The sequence below is a fragment of the Streptomyces sp. G45 genome, assembly GCF_049542095.1.
GTDB lineage: Bacteria > Actinomycetota > Actinomycetes > Streptomycetales > Streptomycetaceae > Streptomyces.
Window position 1 is genome coordinate 3,736,573 of record NZ_JBMUZU010000001.1, and the last position, 19,293, is coordinate 3,755,865.

14 protein-coding genes and 1 pseudogene are annotated in these 19,293 nt (G+C 74.2%); 3 read left to right on the forward strand and 12 right to left on the reverse strand.

Translation table 11 applies throughout. From position 1 onward, the window contains the following. Positions 1 to 529: 529 nt before the first annotated feature. From ACOBQU_RS15120 to ACOBQU_RS15135, 4 genes and pseudogenes are all read right to left on the reverse strand, one after another. Positions 530 to 1,219, reverse strand: coding sequence for a response regulator (locus ACOBQU_RS15120; RefSeq protein ID WP_423627399.1), 690 nt, complete (start codon positions 1,217 to 1,219; stop codon positions 530 to 532). Then, positions 1,216 to 2,376, reverse strand: a complete 1,161-nt coding sequence (locus tag ACOBQU_RS15125; RefSeq protein ID WP_423627401.1) for a sensor histidine kinase — start codon at positions 2,374 to 2,376, stop codon at positions 1,216 to 1,218. Before ACOBQU_RS15125 ends, ACOBQU_RS15120 begins: the two co-directional genes overlap by 4 nt. 502 nt (positions 2,377 to 2,878) lie before the next feature. Then, positions 2,879 to 3,375 (reverse strand): annotated as a pseudogene (locus tag ACOBQU_RS15130) (DUF3017 domain-containing protein). An 18-nt stretch (positions 3,376 to 3,393) separates the two neighbouring features. Then, positions 3,394 to 4,248, reverse strand: coding sequence for a bifunctional methylenetetrahydrofolate dehydrogenase/methenyltetrahydrofolate cyclohydrolase (locus ACOBQU_RS15135; RefSeq protein WP_423627403.1), 855 nt, complete (start codon positions 4,246 to 4,248; stop codon positions 3,394 to 3,396). 242 nt (positions 4,249 to 4,490) lie between these two features. On the opposite strand from ACOBQU_RS15135, the gene ACOBQU_RS15140 reads away from it, so the two are divergent. Next, positions 4,491 to 5,201 (forward strand): RDD family protein, encoded by a 711-nt coding sequence (locus tag ACOBQU_RS15140; protein ID WP_423627405.1) that lies wholly within the window; start codon positions 4,491 to 4,493, stop codon positions 5,199 to 5,201. Positions 5,202 to 5,292: 91 nt separating this feature from the next. Here the strand turns inward: ACOBQU_RS15140 and purH are convergent, their stop codons facing one another. Continuing rightward, entirely contained in the window at positions 5,293 to 6,867 is a 1,575-nt protein-coding gene (purH, locus tag ACOBQU_RS15145) for a bifunctional phosphoribosylaminoimidazolecarboxamide formyltransferase/IMP cyclohydrolase (protein ID WP_423627407.1), read from the reverse strand. Next, positions 6,864 to 7,484: a phosphoribosylglycinamide formyltransferase gene (gene purN / locus ACOBQU_RS15150; RefSeq protein WP_423627408.1), complete on the reverse strand. Its 621-nt coding sequence runs from the start codon at positions 7,482 to 7,484 to the stop codon at positions 6,864 to 6,866. The genes purH and purN overlap by 4 nt, the downstream gene beginning before the upstream one ends. A 272-nt stretch (positions 7,485 to 7,756) precedes the next feature. Here purN and ACOBQU_RS15155 point away from each other — a divergent pair, with 272 nt between their 5' ends. After that, the gene (locus ACOBQU_RS15155; RefSeq protein ID WP_423627410.1) at positions 7,757 to 8,512 is read left to right on the forward strand and encodes a hypothetical protein; all 756 of its coding nucleotides are present in this window, start codon (positions 7,757 to 7,759) and stop codon (positions 8,510 to 8,512) included. A 309-nt stretch (positions 8,513 to 8,821) separates the two neighbouring features. On the opposite strand, the gene ACOBQU_RS15160 is transcribed toward ACOBQU_RS15155, so the two are convergent. After that, entirely contained in the window at positions 8,822 to 10,315 is a 1,494-nt protein-coding gene (locus ACOBQU_RS15160) for a DUF6350 family protein (RefSeq protein ID WP_423627411.1), read from the reverse strand. A 107-nt stretch (positions 10,316 to 10,422) separates the two neighbouring features. Here ACOBQU_RS15160 and ACOBQU_RS15165 point away from each other — a divergent pair, with 107 nt between their 5' ends. Next, on the forward strand, positions 10,423 to 11,565 hold the full coding sequence (locus ACOBQU_RS15165; RefSeq protein ID WP_423627412.1) for a helix-turn-helix domain-containing protein: 1,143 nt from the start codon (positions 10,423 to 10,425) through the stop codon (positions 11,563 to 11,565). Positions 11,566 to 11,642: 77 nt separating this feature from the next. Here the strand turns inward: ACOBQU_RS15165 and sucD are convergent, their stop codons facing one another. The 5 genes from sucD to ACOBQU_RS15190 all read right to left on the reverse strand — a co-directional run bounded on the left by sucD (position 11,643) and on the right by ACOBQU_RS15190 (position 19,110). Further along, on the reverse strand, positions 11,643 to 12,527 hold the full coding sequence (sucD, locus tag ACOBQU_RS15170; RefSeq protein WP_423627413.1) for a succinate--CoA ligase subunit alpha: 885 nt from the start codon (positions 12,525 to 12,527) through the stop codon (positions 11,643 to 11,645). Between the two features lie 23 nt (positions 12,528 to 12,550). Next, positions 12,551 to 13,732: an ADP-forming succinate--CoA ligase subunit beta gene (gene sucC / locus ACOBQU_RS15175; protein WP_423627414.1), complete on the reverse strand. Its 1,182-nt coding sequence runs from the start codon at positions 13,730 to 13,732 to the stop codon at positions 12,551 to 12,553. Between the two features lie 475 nt (positions 13,733 to 14,207). Then, positions 14,208 to 15,380, reverse strand: a complete 1,173-nt coding sequence (locus ACOBQU_RS15180; protein ID WP_423627416.1) for a VWA domain-containing protein — start codon at positions 15,378 to 15,380, stop codon at positions 14,208 to 14,210. Next, entirely contained in the window at positions 15,380 to 17,929 is a 2,550-nt protein-coding gene (locus ACOBQU_RS15185; protein ID WP_423627418.1) for a DUF5682 family protein, read from the reverse strand. Before ACOBQU_RS15185 ends, ACOBQU_RS15180 begins: the two co-directional genes overlap by 1 nt. Beyond that, positions 17,926 to 19,110, reverse strand: coding sequence for an ATP-binding protein (locus ACOBQU_RS15190; RefSeq protein ID WP_423627420.1), 1,185 nt, complete (start codon positions 19,108 to 19,110; stop codon positions 17,926 to 17,928). Before ACOBQU_RS15190 ends, ACOBQU_RS15185 begins: the two co-directional genes overlap by 4 nt. Positions 19,111 to 19,293 lie beyond the last annotated feature (183 nt).

The window sequence follows — 19,293 nt, forward strand, 5'->3', positions numbered from 1 at the left end:
AGCGCCCCTTGAGCGGGGTGCGGCGTGTCCATGACGCTTGAGTCACAGCGGGCGCACGGCCCGCTGTCACGGACCGGCGGCGCCCGTCCTCCCACGGGGGAGAGGACGGGCGCCGTCCGCTGTCCCCGCCCCGCGAGACCGCCCCGCGGAGCCGTCCCACGACGCCGTCGCGCCGGGCCGTGTCCCCGCAGGTCAGCGCGTGGGACGTCCCAAGCCGACCCAACTGGAGCGGGAACCCTCGCCTTCGCCCGGGGCGCACCGGCACAGTCGGTGAGTGCACAGAGGGCGACGCGGTCCACCCCCGCGTCGCCCGCACAGCACAGCACAGCACGACCCAGCACGGCACAGCACGTCAGCACGTCAGCCAGAGCGAGTCACTACGGGGGACACACATGAACCGCGATCGCACGGCGCGGACGGCCACGGGGGACGGCCAGGACAGCGGCTGGGGCGCGACGCCCCGCCGCTGAGTCCGCGCGCCGCACGGCGGCCCGCCCCGGTCGGGGGGCAGGGCGGGCCGCCGTCGGCATCAGAGCGCGGAGCCGCCCGGCGTCACCAGGCCCGTCTCGTACGCGATCACCACGGCCTGCGCCCTGGTGTCCAGGTTCAGCTTGTTCATCGTGCGGTTGAGGTGGGTCTTGACCGTGGCCTCGCTGATGTAGAGGCGGTCCGCTATCTCCGCGTTGGACAGGCCGCGGGCGATCAGCTTCAGGACCTCCAGCTCCCGGCCGGTCAGCGCCTCCAGGTCCGGCGGCGGTCCCGCCGCGCCCGGCGCGGCACCGGTGCGCACCGCGAACGCCTCCACCAGGCGGCGCGTGACACTCGGCGCGAACAGCGCGTCGCCGCTGCCGACCGCGGCCACCGCCGCCAGCAGCCGCTCGGGCCCGGAGTCCTTCAGCAGGAACCCGGCGGCGCCCGCGCGCAGCGCCCCGTACACGTACTCGTCGAGGTCGAAGGTGGTCAGGACCAGGATGCGGGGCGGAGGGTCGGCGGCCGCGGCGAGGATGCGCTCGGTGGCCGTGATGCCGTTCGTGCCGGGCATGCGGATGTCCATCAGGATCACGTCCGGACGCGTGGCCGCCGCCAGCTCCACCGCCTCCGCGCCGTCACCCGCCTCCCCGACGACCTCGATGCCCGGCGCCGCGCGCAGCACACCGACGAGCCCGGCGCGGATGAGGAACTGGTCGTCCACGACCAGCACCTTGATGTTCGGGCTCATGCGGTGGCATCGTCTCCCGGCGGTGCGGCCCGCGCGGACGTGGGCAGGGTCAGTCTGACGGCGAACCCACCGGTGCTGCGCGGCCCGATGCTGATCGTCCCGCCGTAGAGCTTGGCCCGTTCACGCATGCCAATCAAGCCATGCCCGCCCCCTCGTCCGACTCTGTCCGGAATCACCCCCTCTCCGTCGTCGGCGACGGACACCTCGATGTGGTCGCGGTGATACCGCAGTTCAACGGTGGCACTGGCGTGCCGGGCGTGCTTCAGTACGTTGGTGAGCGCCTCCTGCACCACGCGGTAGGCGCACAGTTCGACGCCGGGCGCGATCGGCCGCGGCGTCCCGGTGACGCGGAACTCGACGGGCACGCCTCCGGCCCTGACCCGGTCGGCCATCTCCTCGATGCGGGCGAGCCCCGGCATCGGCGCGTCCGGCACCTCGCCGTCGTCCTCCTGCGCGCGCAGCACGCGCAGCATGCGCCGCATCTCCTCCAGGGCCTCGGCGCTGGTGCCGGAGATCGTGCCGAGCGCCGACCGCGCGGTGCTGGCGTCGGTGTCGAAGACGAACTTCGCGAGGCCCGCCTGCACGGAGATCACCGACATGTGGTGGGCGACCACGTCGTGCAGCTCGCGCGCGATCCGCCCGCGCTCCTCCACGACCGCGCGGCGCGCCTTCTCCTGCTGCTCGGCGCGCGTCTTGCGGGCCAGCTCCGCGGACCGCCGCGCCAGGTAACCCATGCGCCACACCAGGGCGTTGATGCAGATCGCCTGCGCGGCCACCGACGGGATGGAGGCGTTGTCGTGGCTGACCATGCCGCCGAAGATCCAGATGGCGGTGATCAGGCCCGCGCAGTACCCGGTGGTCCGCGGCGGGCACTGCACAGCGACCGTGTACAGGCTCAGCATCGGACCGAAGGAGGTCGCCACGGGCCAGTAGCCCGCGGCCACGTACACGAACCAGATGCTGTACGTCACCAGGCAGACGGCCAGCGGCGCCCGGGAGCGGACCAGGGTCGGCAGGCTGACCAGGACCGCGAGGGCGTACCCCCTGACGTCGAGCGCGGGCCAGCCGATGTTGGTCGCCTCCCGCCCGATCAACGCCAGCAGCGCCACTTGCCCGAGGGTAAGCAGCACGTCGGCGGTGAACGGACTCAGACGCATCGCCGCAGGGTAACGCGCGTGTGCGGCGTGCTACGTCCATCGGTCGCCGTACCGCGGGAGTTGTAGGCCCCCGCGCGATACGCCCTGGGTGGTACGCGAACGTCAACCCGGCACGGGACGACGCCGGGCGCCCGCTCCCCGTAGCTTCTTGTTCCAGCAACACCGCCCGCGCCGCCCGACGAACGGCGCGCCGGGGGAAGGGGGCGCGGGCCCGTCGAAACGGGGGTTTCACGGGGACTGGGTCTGCGCCCCGGAAAGCGGTGGCACGCGACGGCGGCGCGCACCGCCAAACAACCGGAACAACAAACCGCCAGACAACCGGAACAACAACCGGAACACCAGAACAGCCGGAACACACCGATGACCACTGAGGTCGCGGCCTCGTGCAGGGGCGCACGGGGGAACGGGCCCGCGACCGCAGCAGCACCACCCAGCCCCCACGGCCAACGGCCCGTACTCTCCTGGCGAGTACGGGCCGTTGGTGTGTCAGCCGGGGCTCCGGCTAGCTGCTGACCGTGAAGTGCAGGGTGTCGTCGAGGAACGGGATCTCCAGCCACGGATTCGGCTGGGCCATCAGCGCGAGCAGCACGATGGCGAGGCCGAGCGCGCCGTACGTCACCATGTCCGTGAACCGCGAGCGGACCGCCAGCATGCCGACGCCCGGCAGGCACCAGCGCAGCACGGCCCCCGCCACCAGCGCGAGCCCGACCAGCAGGGTGCCGACGCGGAACACGTCGAGCGCGGTCAGCAGCAGCCCGAAGGCCACCACCGACGCGACGGCGAGCAGCGGCCACTGCCGCGCGGGCGCGGGCGCGTCCCCCGGGCGGCCCGCCCGCCGCCCTCGGGCCGGGCGGTGTCCCGGGTGAACAGCGGGAAGCGCCGGGAGGTCTTGCGCGGCTGCCCGTCGGGCCCGGGCGCGCTGACCGCGCCCTTGGCGGCGGGCTCCGCCGCGCCGTCCGCGCCCGAGGGCTGCGCCGCGCCCTTCTCCTCTACGTTCATGGGGTCACCCCTCCCCGCTCAACTCGCGGAGCGTTCCGCGGCCTCGACGACGTTGACCAGGAGCTGGGCGCGCGTCATGGGGCCCACGCCGCCCGGGTTCGGCGACAGCCAGCCCGCGACCTCCGCGACGCCGGGGTGCACATCGCCGACGATCTTCCCGCTCTCGTCGCGCGAGACGCCGACGTCGAGGACGGCCGCGCCGGGCTTCACGTCCTCCGGCTTGACCAGGTGCGGCACGCCCGCCGCCGCCACGATGATGTCGGCGCGGCGCAGGTGCGCGGCCAGGTCCCGGGTGCCGGTGTGGCACTGGGTCACCGTCGCGTTCTCCGACTTGCGGGTCAGCAGCAGCGGCATCGGGCGCCCGATGGTGACGCCGCGGCCGATGACGACGACCTCCGCGCCCTTGATCTCCACGTCGTGCTGGCGCAGCAGGCGGATGATCCCGTACGGCGTGCAGGGCAGCGGCGCGGGCTCGTTGAGGACGAGGCGGCCGAGGTTGGTGGGGTGCAGTCCGTCGGCGTCCTTGGCCGGGTCCATCAGCTCCAGGATCCGGTTCTCGTCGATGCCCTTGGGCAGCGGGAGCTGCACGATGTACCCGGTGCAGGCGGGGTCCTCGTTGAGCTCCCGCACCACGGCCTCGATCTCCTCCTGCGAGGCCGTCGCGGGCAGCTCGCGCTGGATGGACGCGATGCCGACCTGCGCGCAGTCGCGGTGCTTGCCCGCGACGTACTTCTGGCTTCCGGGGTCGTCGCCGACGAGGATCGTGCCGAGGCCGGGCGTGACGCCCTTCTCCTTCAGGGCCGCCACGCGGGCGGTCAGTTCGGACTTGATCGCTGCTGCGGTGGCCTTGCCATCGAGAATCTGGGCGGTCATGCTCCCATCCTCCCGGATGAGCCCGCCCGCGTACCAATCCGGGGCACCCGCGCGGCCGTCCACGGGGCGCGTCGTTGCACTCGCACAACCCCGCGGCGAAGCGGCTGGACAAACGAGCGCGCGCTGAAGAACGATATGGCGCACAGTGCCGCGGCCGGTGTCGGGGGGACGGACGCATCTGTGAATGTTCCTCCGCGTGCGGGCCGCGTCGTCCCCGCACTCCCGACGGAGGAATCCCCGCCATGAGCAACCCCTACGGGCCGCCGCCCCAGCAGCCCGGACAGCCCCAGCCCGGCCAGGGCCCCGGATACGGCTACCCGCAGCAGGCCCCCCAGGGCGTCCCGCCCCAGCAGGGCGGCTACCCGGGCCAGCACTACGCCCCCTACCCCCAGCAGGCCCAGCCGTACGGCGGCTACCCGCAGCAGCCCGGCGGCTACGGCTACCCGGGCGGCATGGGCCCGACGGTGGCGTCCATGGGCCGCCGCTTCGGCGCCCGCGTCATCGACGGCGTGGTGTTCGGCGTGGTCTTCGGCATCCTCATCGCCGCGGGCGCGATCAGCGCGTTCAACGACGCGAAGGACTGCGATCCGGGCTCCGCGGCCTACGACAGCTGCATGAGCGACGCGGGGTCCGACTTCGCGACCCAGTTCGGCGCCGTGCTCGGCGCCTTCGCTGTGATCAGCCTGCTCTACGAGTGGCTGATGATCAGCGTGGCGGGCGGCACCCTCGGCAAGCTCGCCGTCGGCATCCGCGTCGTGGACGCGGAGACCGGCCAGAAGCCGGGCGTCGGCGCCGCGTTCATCCGCTGGATCATCCCCATGGTGGGCGGCGTCCTGTGCGGCATCGGCCAGCTCCTGGTCTATCTGTCCCCGTTCTGGGACAACACCGGCCGCCAGCAGGGCTGGCACGACAAGGCCGCCAAGACGATGGTCATCCAGCGCTCCAACAACTGACCCGGCGGCACGCACCACGCACGGACGGCGCGGGCGCCGCACCCTTCGAGGGGTGCGGCGCCCGCGCCGTCCGCGTCCGGGTGCGCGCGGCTCAGTGGAAGAAGTGCCGCGTCCCCGTGAAGTACATGGTCACGCCCGCCTTCTTCGCGGCCTCGACCACCAGCTCGTCGCGGACCGAACCGCCCGGCTGCACCACGGCCTTGACGCCCGCGGCCGTCAGGACCTCGAGCCCGTCGGGGAAGGGGAAGAAGGCGTCGGAGGCGGCGTACGCGCCGCGCGCCCGCTCCTCGCCCGCCCGCTCCACGGCGAGCTTCGCGGAGTCCACGCGGTTGACCTGGCCCATGCCGACGCCGACGGACGCGCCGTCCTTGGCGAGCAGGATCGCGTTGGACTTCACCGCGCGGCAGGCCCGCCAGGCGAAGGCGAGTTCGGCCAGCTCGCCCGGGGACAGCGGGTCACCGGTCGCGAGGGTCCAGCTGGCGGGGTTGTCGCCGTCGGCCTGGAGGCGGTCGGTGACCTGGAGCAGCGCGCCGCCGTCGACCGGCTTGACCTCGACGGGCGCGGACGGCGCCTGCGGGGCGCGCAGGACGCGGATGTTCTTCTTCTTGGTGAGGGCCTCAAGCGCGCCGTCCTCGTAGTCCGGTGCCACGATGACCTCGGTGAAGATCTCGGCGACCTGCTCGGCCATCTCCTTGGTGACCGGCCGGTTCACGGCGATGACGCCGCCGAACGCGGACAGCGGGTCGCAGGCGTGCGCCTTGCGGTGCGCCTCGGCGACGGTGCCGCCGATGGCGATGCCGCACGGGTTGGCGTGCTTGATGATCGCCACGCAGGGGTCGTCGTGGTCGTACGCGGCACGGCGCGCGGCGTCCGTGTCCGTGTAGTTGTTGTACGACATCTCCTTGCCGTGCAGCTGCTCGGCCTCGGCCAGGCCGCCGCTGCCGTCCGTGTAGAGGGCGGCCTTCTGGTGCGGGTTCTCGCCGTAGCGGAGCTGGTTCTTCAGGTCGAAGGCGGCGCCGACGAAGGCCGGGAAGCGCTCGTCGGCGCCCGGCTCCGTCTGAAGGAACCAGTTGGCGACCGCGATGTCGTACGCGGCGGTGTGCTGGAACGCCTCGGCGGCGAGCGCGCGCCGGGTCGCGAAGTCGAAGCCGCCGCCGCGGACGGCGGTGAGGACGTCAGCGTACCGCTCCGGGCTGGTGACGACGGCCACGGACGGGTGGTTCTTGGCGGCGGCGCGGACCATCGAGGGGCCGCCGATGTCGATCTGCTCGACGCACTCGTCGACGCTGGCGCCGGAGGCGACGGTCTCGCGGAACGGGTAGAGGTTCACCACGACCAGGCCGAACGGCTCCACGCCCAGCTCCTGGAGCTGCTTGCGGTGGTCCTCAAGGCGCAGGTCGGCGAGGATGCCCGCGTGCACGCGCGGGTGCAGGGTCTTCACGCGGCCGTCCAGGCACTCGGGGAAGCCGGTCAGCTCCTCCACCTTGGTGACGGGGACGCCCGCGGCGGCGATCCGCGCGGCGGTGGACCCGGTCGACACCAGTTCCACGCCCGCCTCGTGCAGGCCGCGCGCCAGCTCCTCGAGGCCGGTCTTGTCGTAGACGCTGATCAGTGCGCGGCGCACGGGCCGCTGATCGGTTCCGGGCACCGTGTTCTCGGCGGTCACGGGATAACTACCTTTCGTCCCTCGATGCTGTAGCCGTCGCGGGCCAGGCGCCCCACGACGTCGACGAGCAGGCTTCGTTCGATGTCCTTGATGCGCTCGTGCAGAGCGCTCTCGTCGTCCTCGGGCCTGACCTCCACCACGCCCTGCGCGATGATCGGACCCGTGTCGACGCCGTCGTCGACGAAGTGGACGGTGCAGCCGGTGACCTTGGCGCCGTACGCGAGCGCGTCGCGGACGCCGTGGGCCCCCGGGAAACTGGGCAGCAGCGCGGGGTGCGTGTTGACGGTGCGCCCGCCGAACCGCGCGAGGAACTCCTTGCCGACGATCTTCATGAAACCGGCGGAGACGACCAGGTCCGGCTCGTACGCGGCGGTCGCCTCGGCGAGCGCCGCGTCCCACTCCGCCCGGCTCGCGTAGTCCCTCACCCGGCACACGAACGTCGGCAGGCCCGCGCGCTCGGCGCGCTCCAGGCCCGCGATGCCGGTCCGGTCGGCGCCCACGGCCACGATCTCGGCGCCGTAGGCGTCGGGGCCCTGCTCCGCGATGGCGTCGAGGAGGGCCTGCAGATTCGTTCCTGATCCGGAGACCAGCACGACGAGTCGCTTGGCCTTGGCCACGGCGGGGCCCTTTCTCGGGAGTGCTCTTTGTACGGTCGTACGAAGGCTTCGCACTGCCCGATACGGGGAACCCTACGAAGCGGCCGACCGCCAGCAACGATACCGGCACTCCCTTCAGGCCCCTCACGGGACGGGGGCTCGGGCGCGAGGTAGCGTCTGAGGGGGCAGACGCCCGCAGGCCGAGTCACCAAGCACCACCGCCCAGTTGCCCGGCGCCGCCCGGCTCCGCAAGCCGAGCCGCCGAGCTCTACCCAAGGGAAGACGCACACCTGATGCCGGACCGCAGCCTCCGCCGCACGCCTCCCTCCGTACGACCCCTGCTCCGCGAGGGGCGCCCCGGGTCGTCGTCCCAGGCGCCCGAGGGGTCACAGGGCACGCAGGACGACAACCCCTTCGCGCCGCCGCCGGAGGGCGCTCCGGAGCAGCCGTGGCAGCCGCGGCGCCCGGCGAACGGGGGCGACGGCAGCGGCGACGGCGGTGACGGCGACCAGGGCGGTCAGGGCGGTCAGGGCGGTTCGCCGTGGGGCAGCCAGTGGAGCGACCAGCAGCCGGGGCGCTCCTCCGGCGGCTTCGGCGAGCGGCCCCGCAGCCAGGGGCCCGACGGCCCCGGGTCCGGCCCCGGCGGCGGCCAGGGCGGGCTCCGCTGGGACCCCACCGACCCCGCGCAGCGCCGGGCGCGCTACGCGCTCCTGTCCGGTATGTGGGGCTTCTTCTTCGCGCTGTTCGGCTGGCGGTACGTGGCGCTGCTGCTCGGGGCGCTCGGGCTGTACTGGGGGATCAGCGCGCTGCGGGGCAAGCCGCGCGGGGACGCCCCCGGCTCGGGGGCGCGTCCGCAGACCACCGCCGCCATCAGCGGCCTGGTGACGGCGTCCCTCGCGCTGGTCATGGTCCTGGCGACGTTCGGGGCGCAGCTCGTCTACCGGGACTACTACACGTGCCGTGACGACGCCCTCACCAACGAGTCGAAGCAGTCCTGCGAGGATCTGCTGCCGAGCCAGTTGCGGCCGCTGCTCACTGACCGTGACTGAGCCTGGCGGTGCCCCCTGGTTGCACCTGCCTGCCTTGTCCCACCCACCCGCCCTTCATCGCGCTCCGCGCTCGTCCTCAAACGCCGGACGGGCTGAATCCCCCGGCTCGGCGCCCGGCACCTGAGGACGAGACGCGCGCCACGACAAATCAAGCCCGCCCGGCGCTTGAGGGCGAGCGCGCCAGCGCGATGATTCAGCCCGTCCGGCGTTTGAGGACGAGCCGCGGAGCGGCAACTAAGGCGGGGTGCCAGGGGCGGCAGCCCCTGGTTTCGGTGAAGGGGCGGGTCTGGGGCGCCCCCGCGAGGCCCCCTACCCCCGCCACCCCCACCACGCCCGCACCCCCAACGCCACCCCCACCCCCACAACCCCCGTCCACACCAGCGCCGCACACCCCACCCACCACCACACAGGCCCGAACGAGGCCAGCACCCCCACCCCCAGAGCCCCACCCGCCGCCCCCGCGAGCACCGCACACGCACCCCCGCAGAGCCCCGCGGCCACCCCCACAGCCCAGGCCGTACGCCCCACCGACCACATCCCCTCCCGCCCGCCAGGGCCCGCCGCGGCCGCCCGCACCGTGAACCACCCCACCGCACACCCCGCGGCCACCGGCACCACCCCCGCGGCCCAGGTCCAGGGCGACCCGCCCCCACCCTGCGGCACCGCGGCGAGCAGCGGAAACTCCGGCAGCGGCGGCGCCGCCCCGGTCCCCAGCGGCCCCACCACGGTCCCGGTGCCGAGCATGAACCCCGGCCCGAGCCCGTACGCCGCCCCCCACACCGCCGCGTTCGGCACCAGCGCGAGCCCGAGCAGCAGCACCGCGAACCGCCCCGACCACACGCCGGTGACGTCCAGGAACGACTCCCGCACCAGGCCCCCGTGCGCCACGAGCGACGCCCCGACGAGCAGCGCGCCACCGCCCACCAGCACCACCGTGCCCGCCAGCGCCGCCCGGACGACCACGAACGCCCGCTCCCGTACGAAGTCGCGCGCCCCCTCCCGTACCACCAGGCCCCGCACCGGCTCCGGCAGCGCCGCCACCACCCGCGCGACCCCCTGCGGCAGGGGGCCGCGCGGACGCCCGTACGCCGTCCAGACGCCGAGCCCGGCCGCCGCCACCGCGAGCAGCGGCACGTGCGCCACCGCGCTGGGCCAGGAGGGGCGGAGCGCGCCGCCCTGCGCGTACAGGGTCGCCGCCGCGCCCACCGCGACGTAGCCCGTGACCACGCCCCACCACGCCGCGCGCGGCGCGCCCGCGCGCCCCTCCGGGTCCGCCGCGTCCCGCGCCGCCCGGTGCAGCAGCCAGCCCGGCAGCGCGACCAGCAGCAGCGGGGTGACGCCGACCGGCGCGGGGAGCCCGGACAGGGTCTCCGTACGGATGAGTTCCGTGCCGTGCGCAAGCAGCCACAGCGAGGCCGCGACGTGCAGCGCCCCGCTCGGTCCGCTGTCCGGGTACGGCGAACTGATCCACAGCACCATCACCAGCACCGCGAACGCGCCGAGCCCGAGCCCCGCCGCGATCGCCCCGCCGACGACACACGTGGCGAACCCGGGCCCGGCGCCCCGCCCACGCCCGGCCGGAACAGCCAGAACAGCAGGGTCAGCCAGGTCAGCCGGGTCAGCCGGGTCAGGCACCGCGGGCGCGGCGGGCGGCGGCACCGGCGGCTGCGCCAGCTCAGGCATCGGCTCGGGCGTCCGCTCGTGCGTCCACTCAGGCGTCCGCTCGCGGGACGGCTCCGATGACGGCTCGGGAAACGGCTCGCGGGCGGGCCAGACGGAGCCGGAGTCAGCGCTGTGGGTCACCCGGCCATGCTCCCAACGACACGCGCTTTCTCCGCGTAACGGGCGAATGCCGGATGTGTCGCTCAAGATACGTTTATGTTCTTTTTCGTACGGCGGAACGGCTGACCATGACGCAGAGCCCCGCCCTCCCGCTGCCGTCCCCCAAGGAACGCCGCAGGCTGCGCGAGTCGAGGTCGCTGAGCCAGGCCGAACTCGCCGCGCTGGTGGGCGTCACCCGTGAGACCGTGCGCTCCTGGGAGTCCGGCCGCACCGACCCGCGCGGGCGCCGCCGCGAGGCGTACGCGCGCCTCCTCGCGACCTTCGCCACGGAGCACGCCCCCCGTACGCCCCGCGCGTCCCGGCCGCGGAAGCGACCGAAGGCGCAGCGGCCGAAGAGCCCGCCGACGCCACGGCCGGTGCCGGTGCCCGAGCCGGTGCCCGAGCCGGAGCCGCCCGGCGAGGCATCACCCCCGGCCACCCCCGAGGCGGCCTTCGACGCCCTGTGCGCGCGCACCGCCCCCGTCCTGGTCCGGCAGGCCTACGCCCTCACCGGCCACCGCGCGCTCGCCGCCGAGTCGGTGGAACGGGCGTTCCAGCTCGCCTGGCAGCGCTGGCCCGAGGTCGCCCGGGACCGCGACCCGGCGGGCTGGATCCGCTCGGCCGCCCACGAGTACGCCCTGTCGCCCTGGCACCGGTTCCGCCCGCGCCTGCGCCAGCCCGACGCCCCGCCCGCCGACGCCGCCCACCGCGACGTCCTCGACGCGCTGCTCGCCCTGCCGCCCGCGCGCCGCCGCACCGTGCTGCTCTACGACGGCGTCGGCCTCGACCTGCCCGAGACCGCCGCCGAGACCGAGGCCAGCACGCCCACCGCGGCCGCCCGTCTGACGCACGCCCGCACCGCCCTCGCCGAGCGCCTGCCCGACCTCGCCGACCGCCCCGACTGCCTCCACCAGCGCCTGGACGACCTGGGCCGCGCCGTGGACCTCGTACCCCCGCAGCCCGCCGCCGTCCGCGCGGGCAGCGAACGCCGCGCCCGGCTGTGGACCCGCGCGGCCATCGCCTTCACCACCCTGATCATCGGTGCCACGGCCCTCACGGTCCGCACGGCCCCCACCCACTACGAACCCCCGCAGGCCCCCGGCCGGGCCATCTCCGGCGTCCCCCCGCGCATGGGCCCGGGCCCCCTGACCGACCAGGACCAGTCCCTCCGGCAGAAGCTGCGGTCCGAGCCCCACCAGGGCCCGGAACGCCTGACGCCGCAGCCGCGCTAGCCCCGCCGTGGGACGACTGCGGGCCCGCACCCCGGGCATGGGGTGCGGGCCCGCCTTCGTCGTGCGGGACGCGAGCGTCAGCCAGCGAGGATCGCGCGGGCCAGCTTCGCCGTCTCCGTCGGCGTCTTGCCGACCTTCACACCGGCGGCCTCCAGGGCCTCCTTCTTCGCGGCGGCCGTGCCGGACGAGCCGGAGACGATGGCACCGGCGTGGCCCATCGTCTTGCCCTCGGGCGCCGTGAAGCCCGCGACGTAGCCGACGACCGGCTTCGTCACGTTGGCCTTGATGAAGTCCGCAGCGCGCTCCTCCGCGTCACCGCCGATCTCACCGATCATCACGATCAGGTCGGTGTCGGGGTCGGCCTCGAACGCGGCCAGGGCGTCGATGTGCGTCGTGCCGATGACGGGGTCGCCACCGATGCCGACGGCCGACGAGAAGCCGATGTCCCGCAGCTCGTACATCATCTGGTACGTCAGCGTGCCGGACTTCGAGACCAGGCCGATGCGGCCCGGCTTGGTGATGTCGCCCGGGATGATGCCCGCGTTCGACTGGCCCGGCGTGATCAGACCCGGGCAGTTCGGGCCGATGATCCGCGTCTTGTTGCCCTTCTCCACGGCGTACGCGTAGAACGCGGCGGAGTCGTGCACGGCGATGCCCTCGGTGATGACGACCGCGAGCGGGATCTCGGCGTCGATGGCCTCGACGACGGCCGCCTTGGCGAAGGCCGGGGGCACGAAGAGGACGGAGACGTTGGCGCCCGTCTTCTCGATCGCCTCGGCGACGGTGCCGAAGACCGGGATCTCGGTGCCGTCGATGTCGACGGTGGTGCCCGCCTTGCGCGGGTTCACACCGCCGACGATGTTCGTGCCGTCGCCCAGCATGAGCTTGGTGTGCTTCATGCCCGTGGCACCGGTCATGCCCTGGACGATGACCTTGGAGTCCTTGTTGAGGAAGATGGCCATGGTGGTCTGTGTCCCTCGATCCCTTACTTCGCAGCCGCGGCGAGCTCGGCGGCCTTGTCGGCCGCTCCGTCCATGGTGTCCACACGCTGGACCAGCGGGTGGTTGGCGTCGCTCAGGATCTTGCGACCCAGCTCCGCGTTGTTGCCGTCGAGGCGCACGACCAGCGGCTTGGTGACCTCTTCGCCCTTGGACTTGAGCAGCTCCAGGGCCTGGACGATGCCGTTGGCGACCTCGTCGCAGGCGGTGATGCCGCCGAAGACGTTGACGAAGACGGACTTGACGTCCGGGTCGCCGAGGATGATCTCCAGGCCGTTCGCCATGACCTCGGCGGAGGCGCCGCCGCCAATGTCGAGGAAGTTGGCGGGCTTCACGTCGCCGTGGTTCTCACCGGCGTACGCGACGACGTCCAGGGTCGACATGACCAGGCCCGCGCCGTTGCCGATGATGCCGACCTCGCCGTCGAGCTTGACGTAGTTGAGGCCCTTGGCCTTGGCCGCGGCCTCGAGCGGGTTGGCCGCCGCCTTGTCCTCCAGGGCCTCGTGCTCCGGCTGGCGGAAGTCGGCGTTGGCGTCCAGGGACACCTTGCCGTCGAGGGCGATGACGTCACCGGAGGCGACCTTGGCCAGCGGGTTGACCTCGACGAGGAGGGCGTCCTCCTTGACGAAGGTCTCCCAGAGCGTCACCAGGACGGCGGCGACCTTGTCGGCGACCTCGGCCGGGAACTTCGCGGCCTTGACGATCTCCTGCGCCTTCGCGGGGGTCACGCCCTCGTTGGCGTCGATCGGGGTCTTGGCGACGGCCTCCGGGCGGGTGGCCGCCACCTCCTCGATGTCCACGCCGCCCTCGACGGAGGCGATGGAGAGGAAGGTGCGGTTGGTGCGGTCCAGGAGGAAGGAGACGTAGTACTCCTCGGCGATCTCCGGGGCCGTCTCGGCGATCATCACCTTGTGGACCGTGTGGCCCTTGATGTCCATGCCGAGGATGTCCGTCGCGCGGGCGACGGCCTCGTCCGGGGTCGCGGCCAGCTTCACGCCACCGGCCTTGCCGCGGCCGCCGACCTTCACCTGCGCCTTGACGACCGACTTGCCGCCAAGGCGCTCGGTCGCCGCGCGCGCCGCCTCAGGCGTGTCGATGACTTCACCGGCCAGCACCGGTACACCGTGCTTGGCGAAGAGGTCCCTCGCCTGGTACTCGAACAGGTCCACGCGCGTCCGTCCCTTTTCAGTGATCTCGCGCCGCTGTCGCTAGTGCAGCGGCTTCAGTCTCTGCGTGCTCTGCGTGGGCGTGCCGCGAAGGGCAACGTGACTGCGCTGTCACAAGGGAGGCGTAGCCGAAGAGTCCGGTACGCGGCATGTCCGTCTCGCAGGTTATCGCCGTCGGACGTGCGCCCCTAAATCGCAGATCACATTTGCGCGGTGATGACGGTCACAAAGGCCGCTCCCTGGGTCAGTCCCGGGCTTTCCGGGGCGGGGGACGGTGGCGCCCGGTGTGGCGCGCGGGGTGCCGCCGGGCGTTCCGTTTGCCACCGTGATCGCTGGAGCGGCGGGGTCCGGGTGGGCTGGCCGGGGGCCTGGGGCCGGGTGGCGCTGGGGCCGGGTGGCGCTGGGGGGCGGGGTGTCGCGTGGGCGCTGGCGGGGCGGGGCCGCTGGCGGGCGTCCGGCGGCACGTGCCCCCCGGGGGCTACCGGCGGGTGTCCTGGTCCGGCACCGGCAGCGGGCGCCGCTCGATCGCGGCCGCCATCACCTCGGGGAAGAGGTCGGGCGTGCACGCGAACGCCGGGGCGCCGAGGGCCGCGAGCGCCGCCGCGTGCTCGTGGTCGTACGCGGGCGCCCCCTCGTCCGACAGCGCGAGCAGCGTCACGAACTGCACCCCGGACGCCTTCATCGCCGCGACCCGCTTCAGCATCTCGTTACGGATCCCGCCCTCGTACAGGTCGGATATCAGCACCACCACCGTGTCCGCGGGCCGCGTGATCTTCGACTGGCAGTACGCCAGCGCCCTGTTGATGTCCGTGCCGCCGCCGAGCTGCGTGCCGAAGAGGACCTCCACCGGGTCGTCGAGCTGGTCCGTCAGGTCGACGACGTTCGTGTCGAAGACGACGAGGCGCGTGCTGATGGACCGCATGGACGCGAGCACCGCGCCGAAGACCGAGGCGTAGACCACGGAGGCCGCCATCGACCCCGACTGGTCGATGCAGAGGACGACCTCCTTCTTCACCGACTGCGCGGCCCGCCCGTACCCGATCAGGCGCTCGGGGACGATCGTGCGGTACTCCGGGAGGTAGTGCTTGAGGTTGGCCGCGATCGTGCGGTTCCAGTCGATGTCGTGGTGGCGGGGCCTGGTCACGCGGGCGCTGCGGTCGAGCGCGCCGGTGAGCGTCGCCCGGGTGCGCGTCGCGAGCCGCTTCTCCAGGTCCTCGACGACCTTGCGGACCACCGCGCGCGCGGTCTCCTTCGTCGTCTCCGGCATCGCCTTGTTGAGCGAGAGGAGCGTCCCGACCAGGTGGACGTCCGCCTCGACGGCCTCCAGCATCTCGGGCTCCAGCAGCATGGCGGAGAGCCCGAGGCGGTCGATCGCGTCCCGCTGCATGACCTGCACGACGGACGACGGGAAGTACGTCCGGATGTCGCCGAGCCAGCGCGCGACCGACGGCGCCGACGCCCCGAGCCCCGCCGAGCGCTCCCGGCCCCGCTCCTTGTCCCCGCCGCCGCCCCCGTACAGGGCGGCCAGCGCGCCGTCCATCGCCGCGTCCCGCCCGGCCAGCGGGCACCCCGTCCCGTCCGCCGAGCCGCCGCCGAGCACCAGGCGCCACCGCCGCAGCCGCTCGTCCACCGGACCGCCCACCTCCACCATCAGGCCACCCCCACAAGGCTGTTCCCACCGGACCCATCGGGTTTGCCGGTTTTGCCGGTTTTGCCGGACCCACTGGGTCCGCCGGTTCCGTTCGCGTCCATGCCGCTCCCCAGGCCGAGGAGCAGTCCCACCACCGGCAGCACGGCCTCGGCCCGCTCCCGGTCCAGCTCGCCCCCGAACCCGGGGGTCCCCGCCGTCGCCGACGCCGCGCTCACCTGCCCGGGCCCGCGCCGCACCAGCTCCCCGAGCGTGCGGCGCACCCCCGGCTCGTACGCGGAGAACGTCCGGCGCAGCAGCGGCAGTACGTCGACGAACGCGTCGTCCGGCACCCCCGCCAGCCACTGGTCGACGAGGCCCAGCAGCCGCTCGTCGTGCACCAGCAGCATCCCGCCCCCGGCGCCGCCGCCGACGAACCCCTCGATCCACGCGGCGGCCTCGGCGGGCTCGGTCCCCACGGACAGGGCGAGCCCCATGAGCCGGGCCGCCTCCCCCTCCGCGAGCACTCCGTCGTCCAGCAGCAGCCGCGCGCACCGCCCCCGCACCACGCCCACGACCCGCTCCCCCCGGGCGAGCCCCCGCAGCACCCCCTGCCAACGCTCCCGAAGCCCGGCACCGAGCCCCTCAGCGCCGGACGCCCCGGAACCCGCCCCTGCCGTGGGCGGCTCCCCAGCGCCGGGCGCCGCTTCGCCAGGTGGTGCCTCCGAGGGCGGCGGGGGCGGTGGGGCCAGCTCCCCCAGCAGCCCCACCGCCATGTGCACGGCGTCGACGTGCCCCCGCACCACGCCCGCCGCGTCCGCGTCGAGCCCCACGCAGGCCGAGGGCAGCCCCACGAACACCCGCTCGGCGATCCCGAGCGCCACCTCCCCCAGGGCCCCCGTGCCCGTCCCCCGCACGTCCCCGTACCGCAGGGACCGCACCAGCGCGGGCAGCGCCTGCGCCAGATGCCCCACGTCGGCGTCGAGCGCGGCCCGGTCGGCCAGCACCCGCATCACCACCGGCAGCGCGTCCGGCAGCTCCGCCAGCAGACACCGCTCGGCCAGCGCCGTGACGTCCGCCAGGACCTCCGCGCCCAGGGCGTCCGCCTCCGCCTTGGCCGTGGCGGCGCCCAGCACCGTCGTCCCCCACACCCCGGCCTCGGCGACCCGCACGGACAGCTCCGGCTCCCACCGCAGCCGCCAGGTCTCCCGGAACGTGCCCGTGCTGCCGCGCGAGCGCGTCGGCTCGCCCCAGTCGACGCCGAGCAGCCGCAGCCGGTGCAGCAGTCGGCTGCGCGCCGCGTCCGTGTCCTTGCGCAGGTCCAGCTCCAGCTCGCGCTCCAGGGCCTCCGGCTTGAGCCGCAGCGACCGCTGGAGGCGCGTGAGGTCCCGCTGGAGCGGCACCGCCGGGGCGGACGGGGGCACCTCGCCGAGCACGTCGCCGACCACGAGCCGGTCGTGCACCAGCGCGAGCGGCACGTCCGAGCCCTCGCACATCACGGCCCGCACCGCGTCCATCGTCTCCGTGAGCCCCGGCAGCGGCCGCCCCCGCATCACGGCGAGCGTCCCGGCGAGCCGCACCGCCTCGATGACGTGCGCGGACGACACGATCCGGTCCTCGTCCCTGAGCAGCCCGGCGACCTTGGTCAGCCAGCGCTCGACGGGCCGGTCGGGCGCTGCGAACAGATGGCCGTACCAGCCCGGGGACTCGATGCCCGCCCCGTACCCACTGGCGCGGGCCAGGCGGCGGTGGGTCCACGGCACCCACGTCATGTCGACCTTGACCTTCGGCAGGCCCTTGAGCAGCGCCCGGTCGGCGGCGACCGTCACCTTCTGCCGCAGCGCGGGCACGTGCCAGGCGCCGCAGACGACCGCCACGCCGTCGGCGCCGAACTCCCGCTGGGCCGCCCGCACCTGGAGCCGCATGAACGCCTCGCGCAGCAGGTCGCGGTCGCGCCCGGCGGTGCCGTGCGTCTCGCGCAGCACCGCCATGGCGTCCCCGAGCGCCGCGAACGGCGCGAGCGCGTCGCTGCCCGCCCCCCGGTGCTCGACGACGTCCTCCCACCAGCGCTCCGGATCGTCGTACCCGGCGGCTTCGGCGAGCGCCGCCAGGGGGTCCACGCGCAGGCCCTCGGCGTCGCTCTCCCCGTCCGCCCGCGGTGCCTCGGGGTCCGTCCGCGGCGGTTCGGGAGCGTCCTGCTCGCCCTCGTCCCCGTCCTCCGCGCCGTGCGCCAGCGAGTGCGCGGCCGGAAGGTCGATGAAGCGCACCGGCACGCCCCGCCCCACGGCCCACCGGATCGCCACCCACTCCGGGGAGAACTCGGCGAGCGGCCAGAACGCCGACCGCCCCGGCTCGTCCACCACGTGCGCGAGCAGCGCCACCGGTGGCCGCATGTCCTCGTCGGCGGCGAGGGCGACGAGCGCGTCGGCCTCCGGCGGCCCCTCGATGAGGACCGCGCGGGGCTCCGTCGCGTCCAGCGCGGCCCGCACGGCCCGCGCCGAGCCGGGCCCGTGGTGCCGCACCCCGAGGAGCAGCGGCCCGCCCGCCGCGGTGACTTCCCTGGCCGTCGTCACGCGCTCACCTCGCGGCAGGCGCGGTAGAAGTCCTTCCAGCCGTCGCGCTCGCGCACGACCGCTTCCAGGTACTCCTGCCAGACCACGCGGTCCGCGGCCGGGTCCCGCACGACCGCGCCGAGGATGCCCGCGGCCACGTCGCCGGGGCGCAGCACGCCGTCTCCGAAGTGGGCGGCGAGCGCGAGGCCGTTGGTGACCACGGAGATCGCCTCGGCCGTGGAGAGCGTGCCGCTCGGCGACTTCAGCTTCGTACGGCCGTCCGTCGTGACGCCGTCGCGCAGCTCGCGGAAGACCGTGACGACGCGGCGGATCTCGTCGATGCCGTCCGGCGCGGTCGGCAGGTCCAGGGAGCGGCCGATCTGGTCGACGCGGCGCGAGACGATGTCGACCTCGGCGTCGGCGCTCGCGGGCAGCGGCAGCACCACCGTGTTGAAGCGGCGGCGCAGGGCGCTGGACAGGTCGTTGACCCCGCGGTCGCGGTCGTTGGCCGTGGCGATCAGGTTGAACCCGCGGACGGCCTGCACCTCCTGGCCCAGCTCCGGTATGGGCAGGGTCTTCTCCGACAGGATCGTGATCAGCGTGTCCTGCACGTCGGCCGGGATGCGGGTCAGCTCCTCGACGCGGGCCGTCATGCCCTCGGCCATGGCGCGCATCACGGGGCTCGGCACGAGCGCGTCGCGGCTGGGGCCGTGGGCGAGCAGCTGCGCGTAGTTCCAGCCGTACCGGATGGCTTCCTCCGGTGTGCCCGCCGTGCCCTGCACCAGCAGCGTGGAGTCGCCGCTGACCGCCGCCGCGAGGTGCTCGGACACCCAGGTCTTGGCCGTGCCGGGCACGCCGAGCAGCAGCAGCGCGCGGTCGGTGGCGAGGGTGGTGACGGCGACTTCGACGATGCGGCGCGGGCCCACGTACTTCGGCGTGATCACGGTCCCGTCGGGGAGCGTGCCGCCCAGCAGGTACGTCGCCACGGCCCAGGGCGAGAGCCGCCAGCGGGCGGGGCGCGGGCGGTCGTCCTGCGCGGCGAGCGCGGCGAGTTCGGCCGCGAAGGCGTCCTCGGCGTGCGGCCGCAGGGCCTGCGCGGCACTCCCGCCCGCGGCCTGGCCCGCGGACTCGGGCACGGCGTCGGCGGCGCCGGGCGCGGCCTGCGCGGCGCCGCCCGTGGTCTGCTCCACGGAAACGGTCATGGTGGTCCCCCTCCAGCTCGGGCATGCGGAAGCGACCGGCGCTCACGCATGCGGCAGCGACGACGCGGCCCTCGCCGACGGCTCGGCCGCGATGTGTTCCCACCGTGCACCACGCCACTGACAATCGCCCTGAGAACGGCTCTGACCTGCGGCGTTCATTGGCCGCCGGTCGATTGTCAGTGG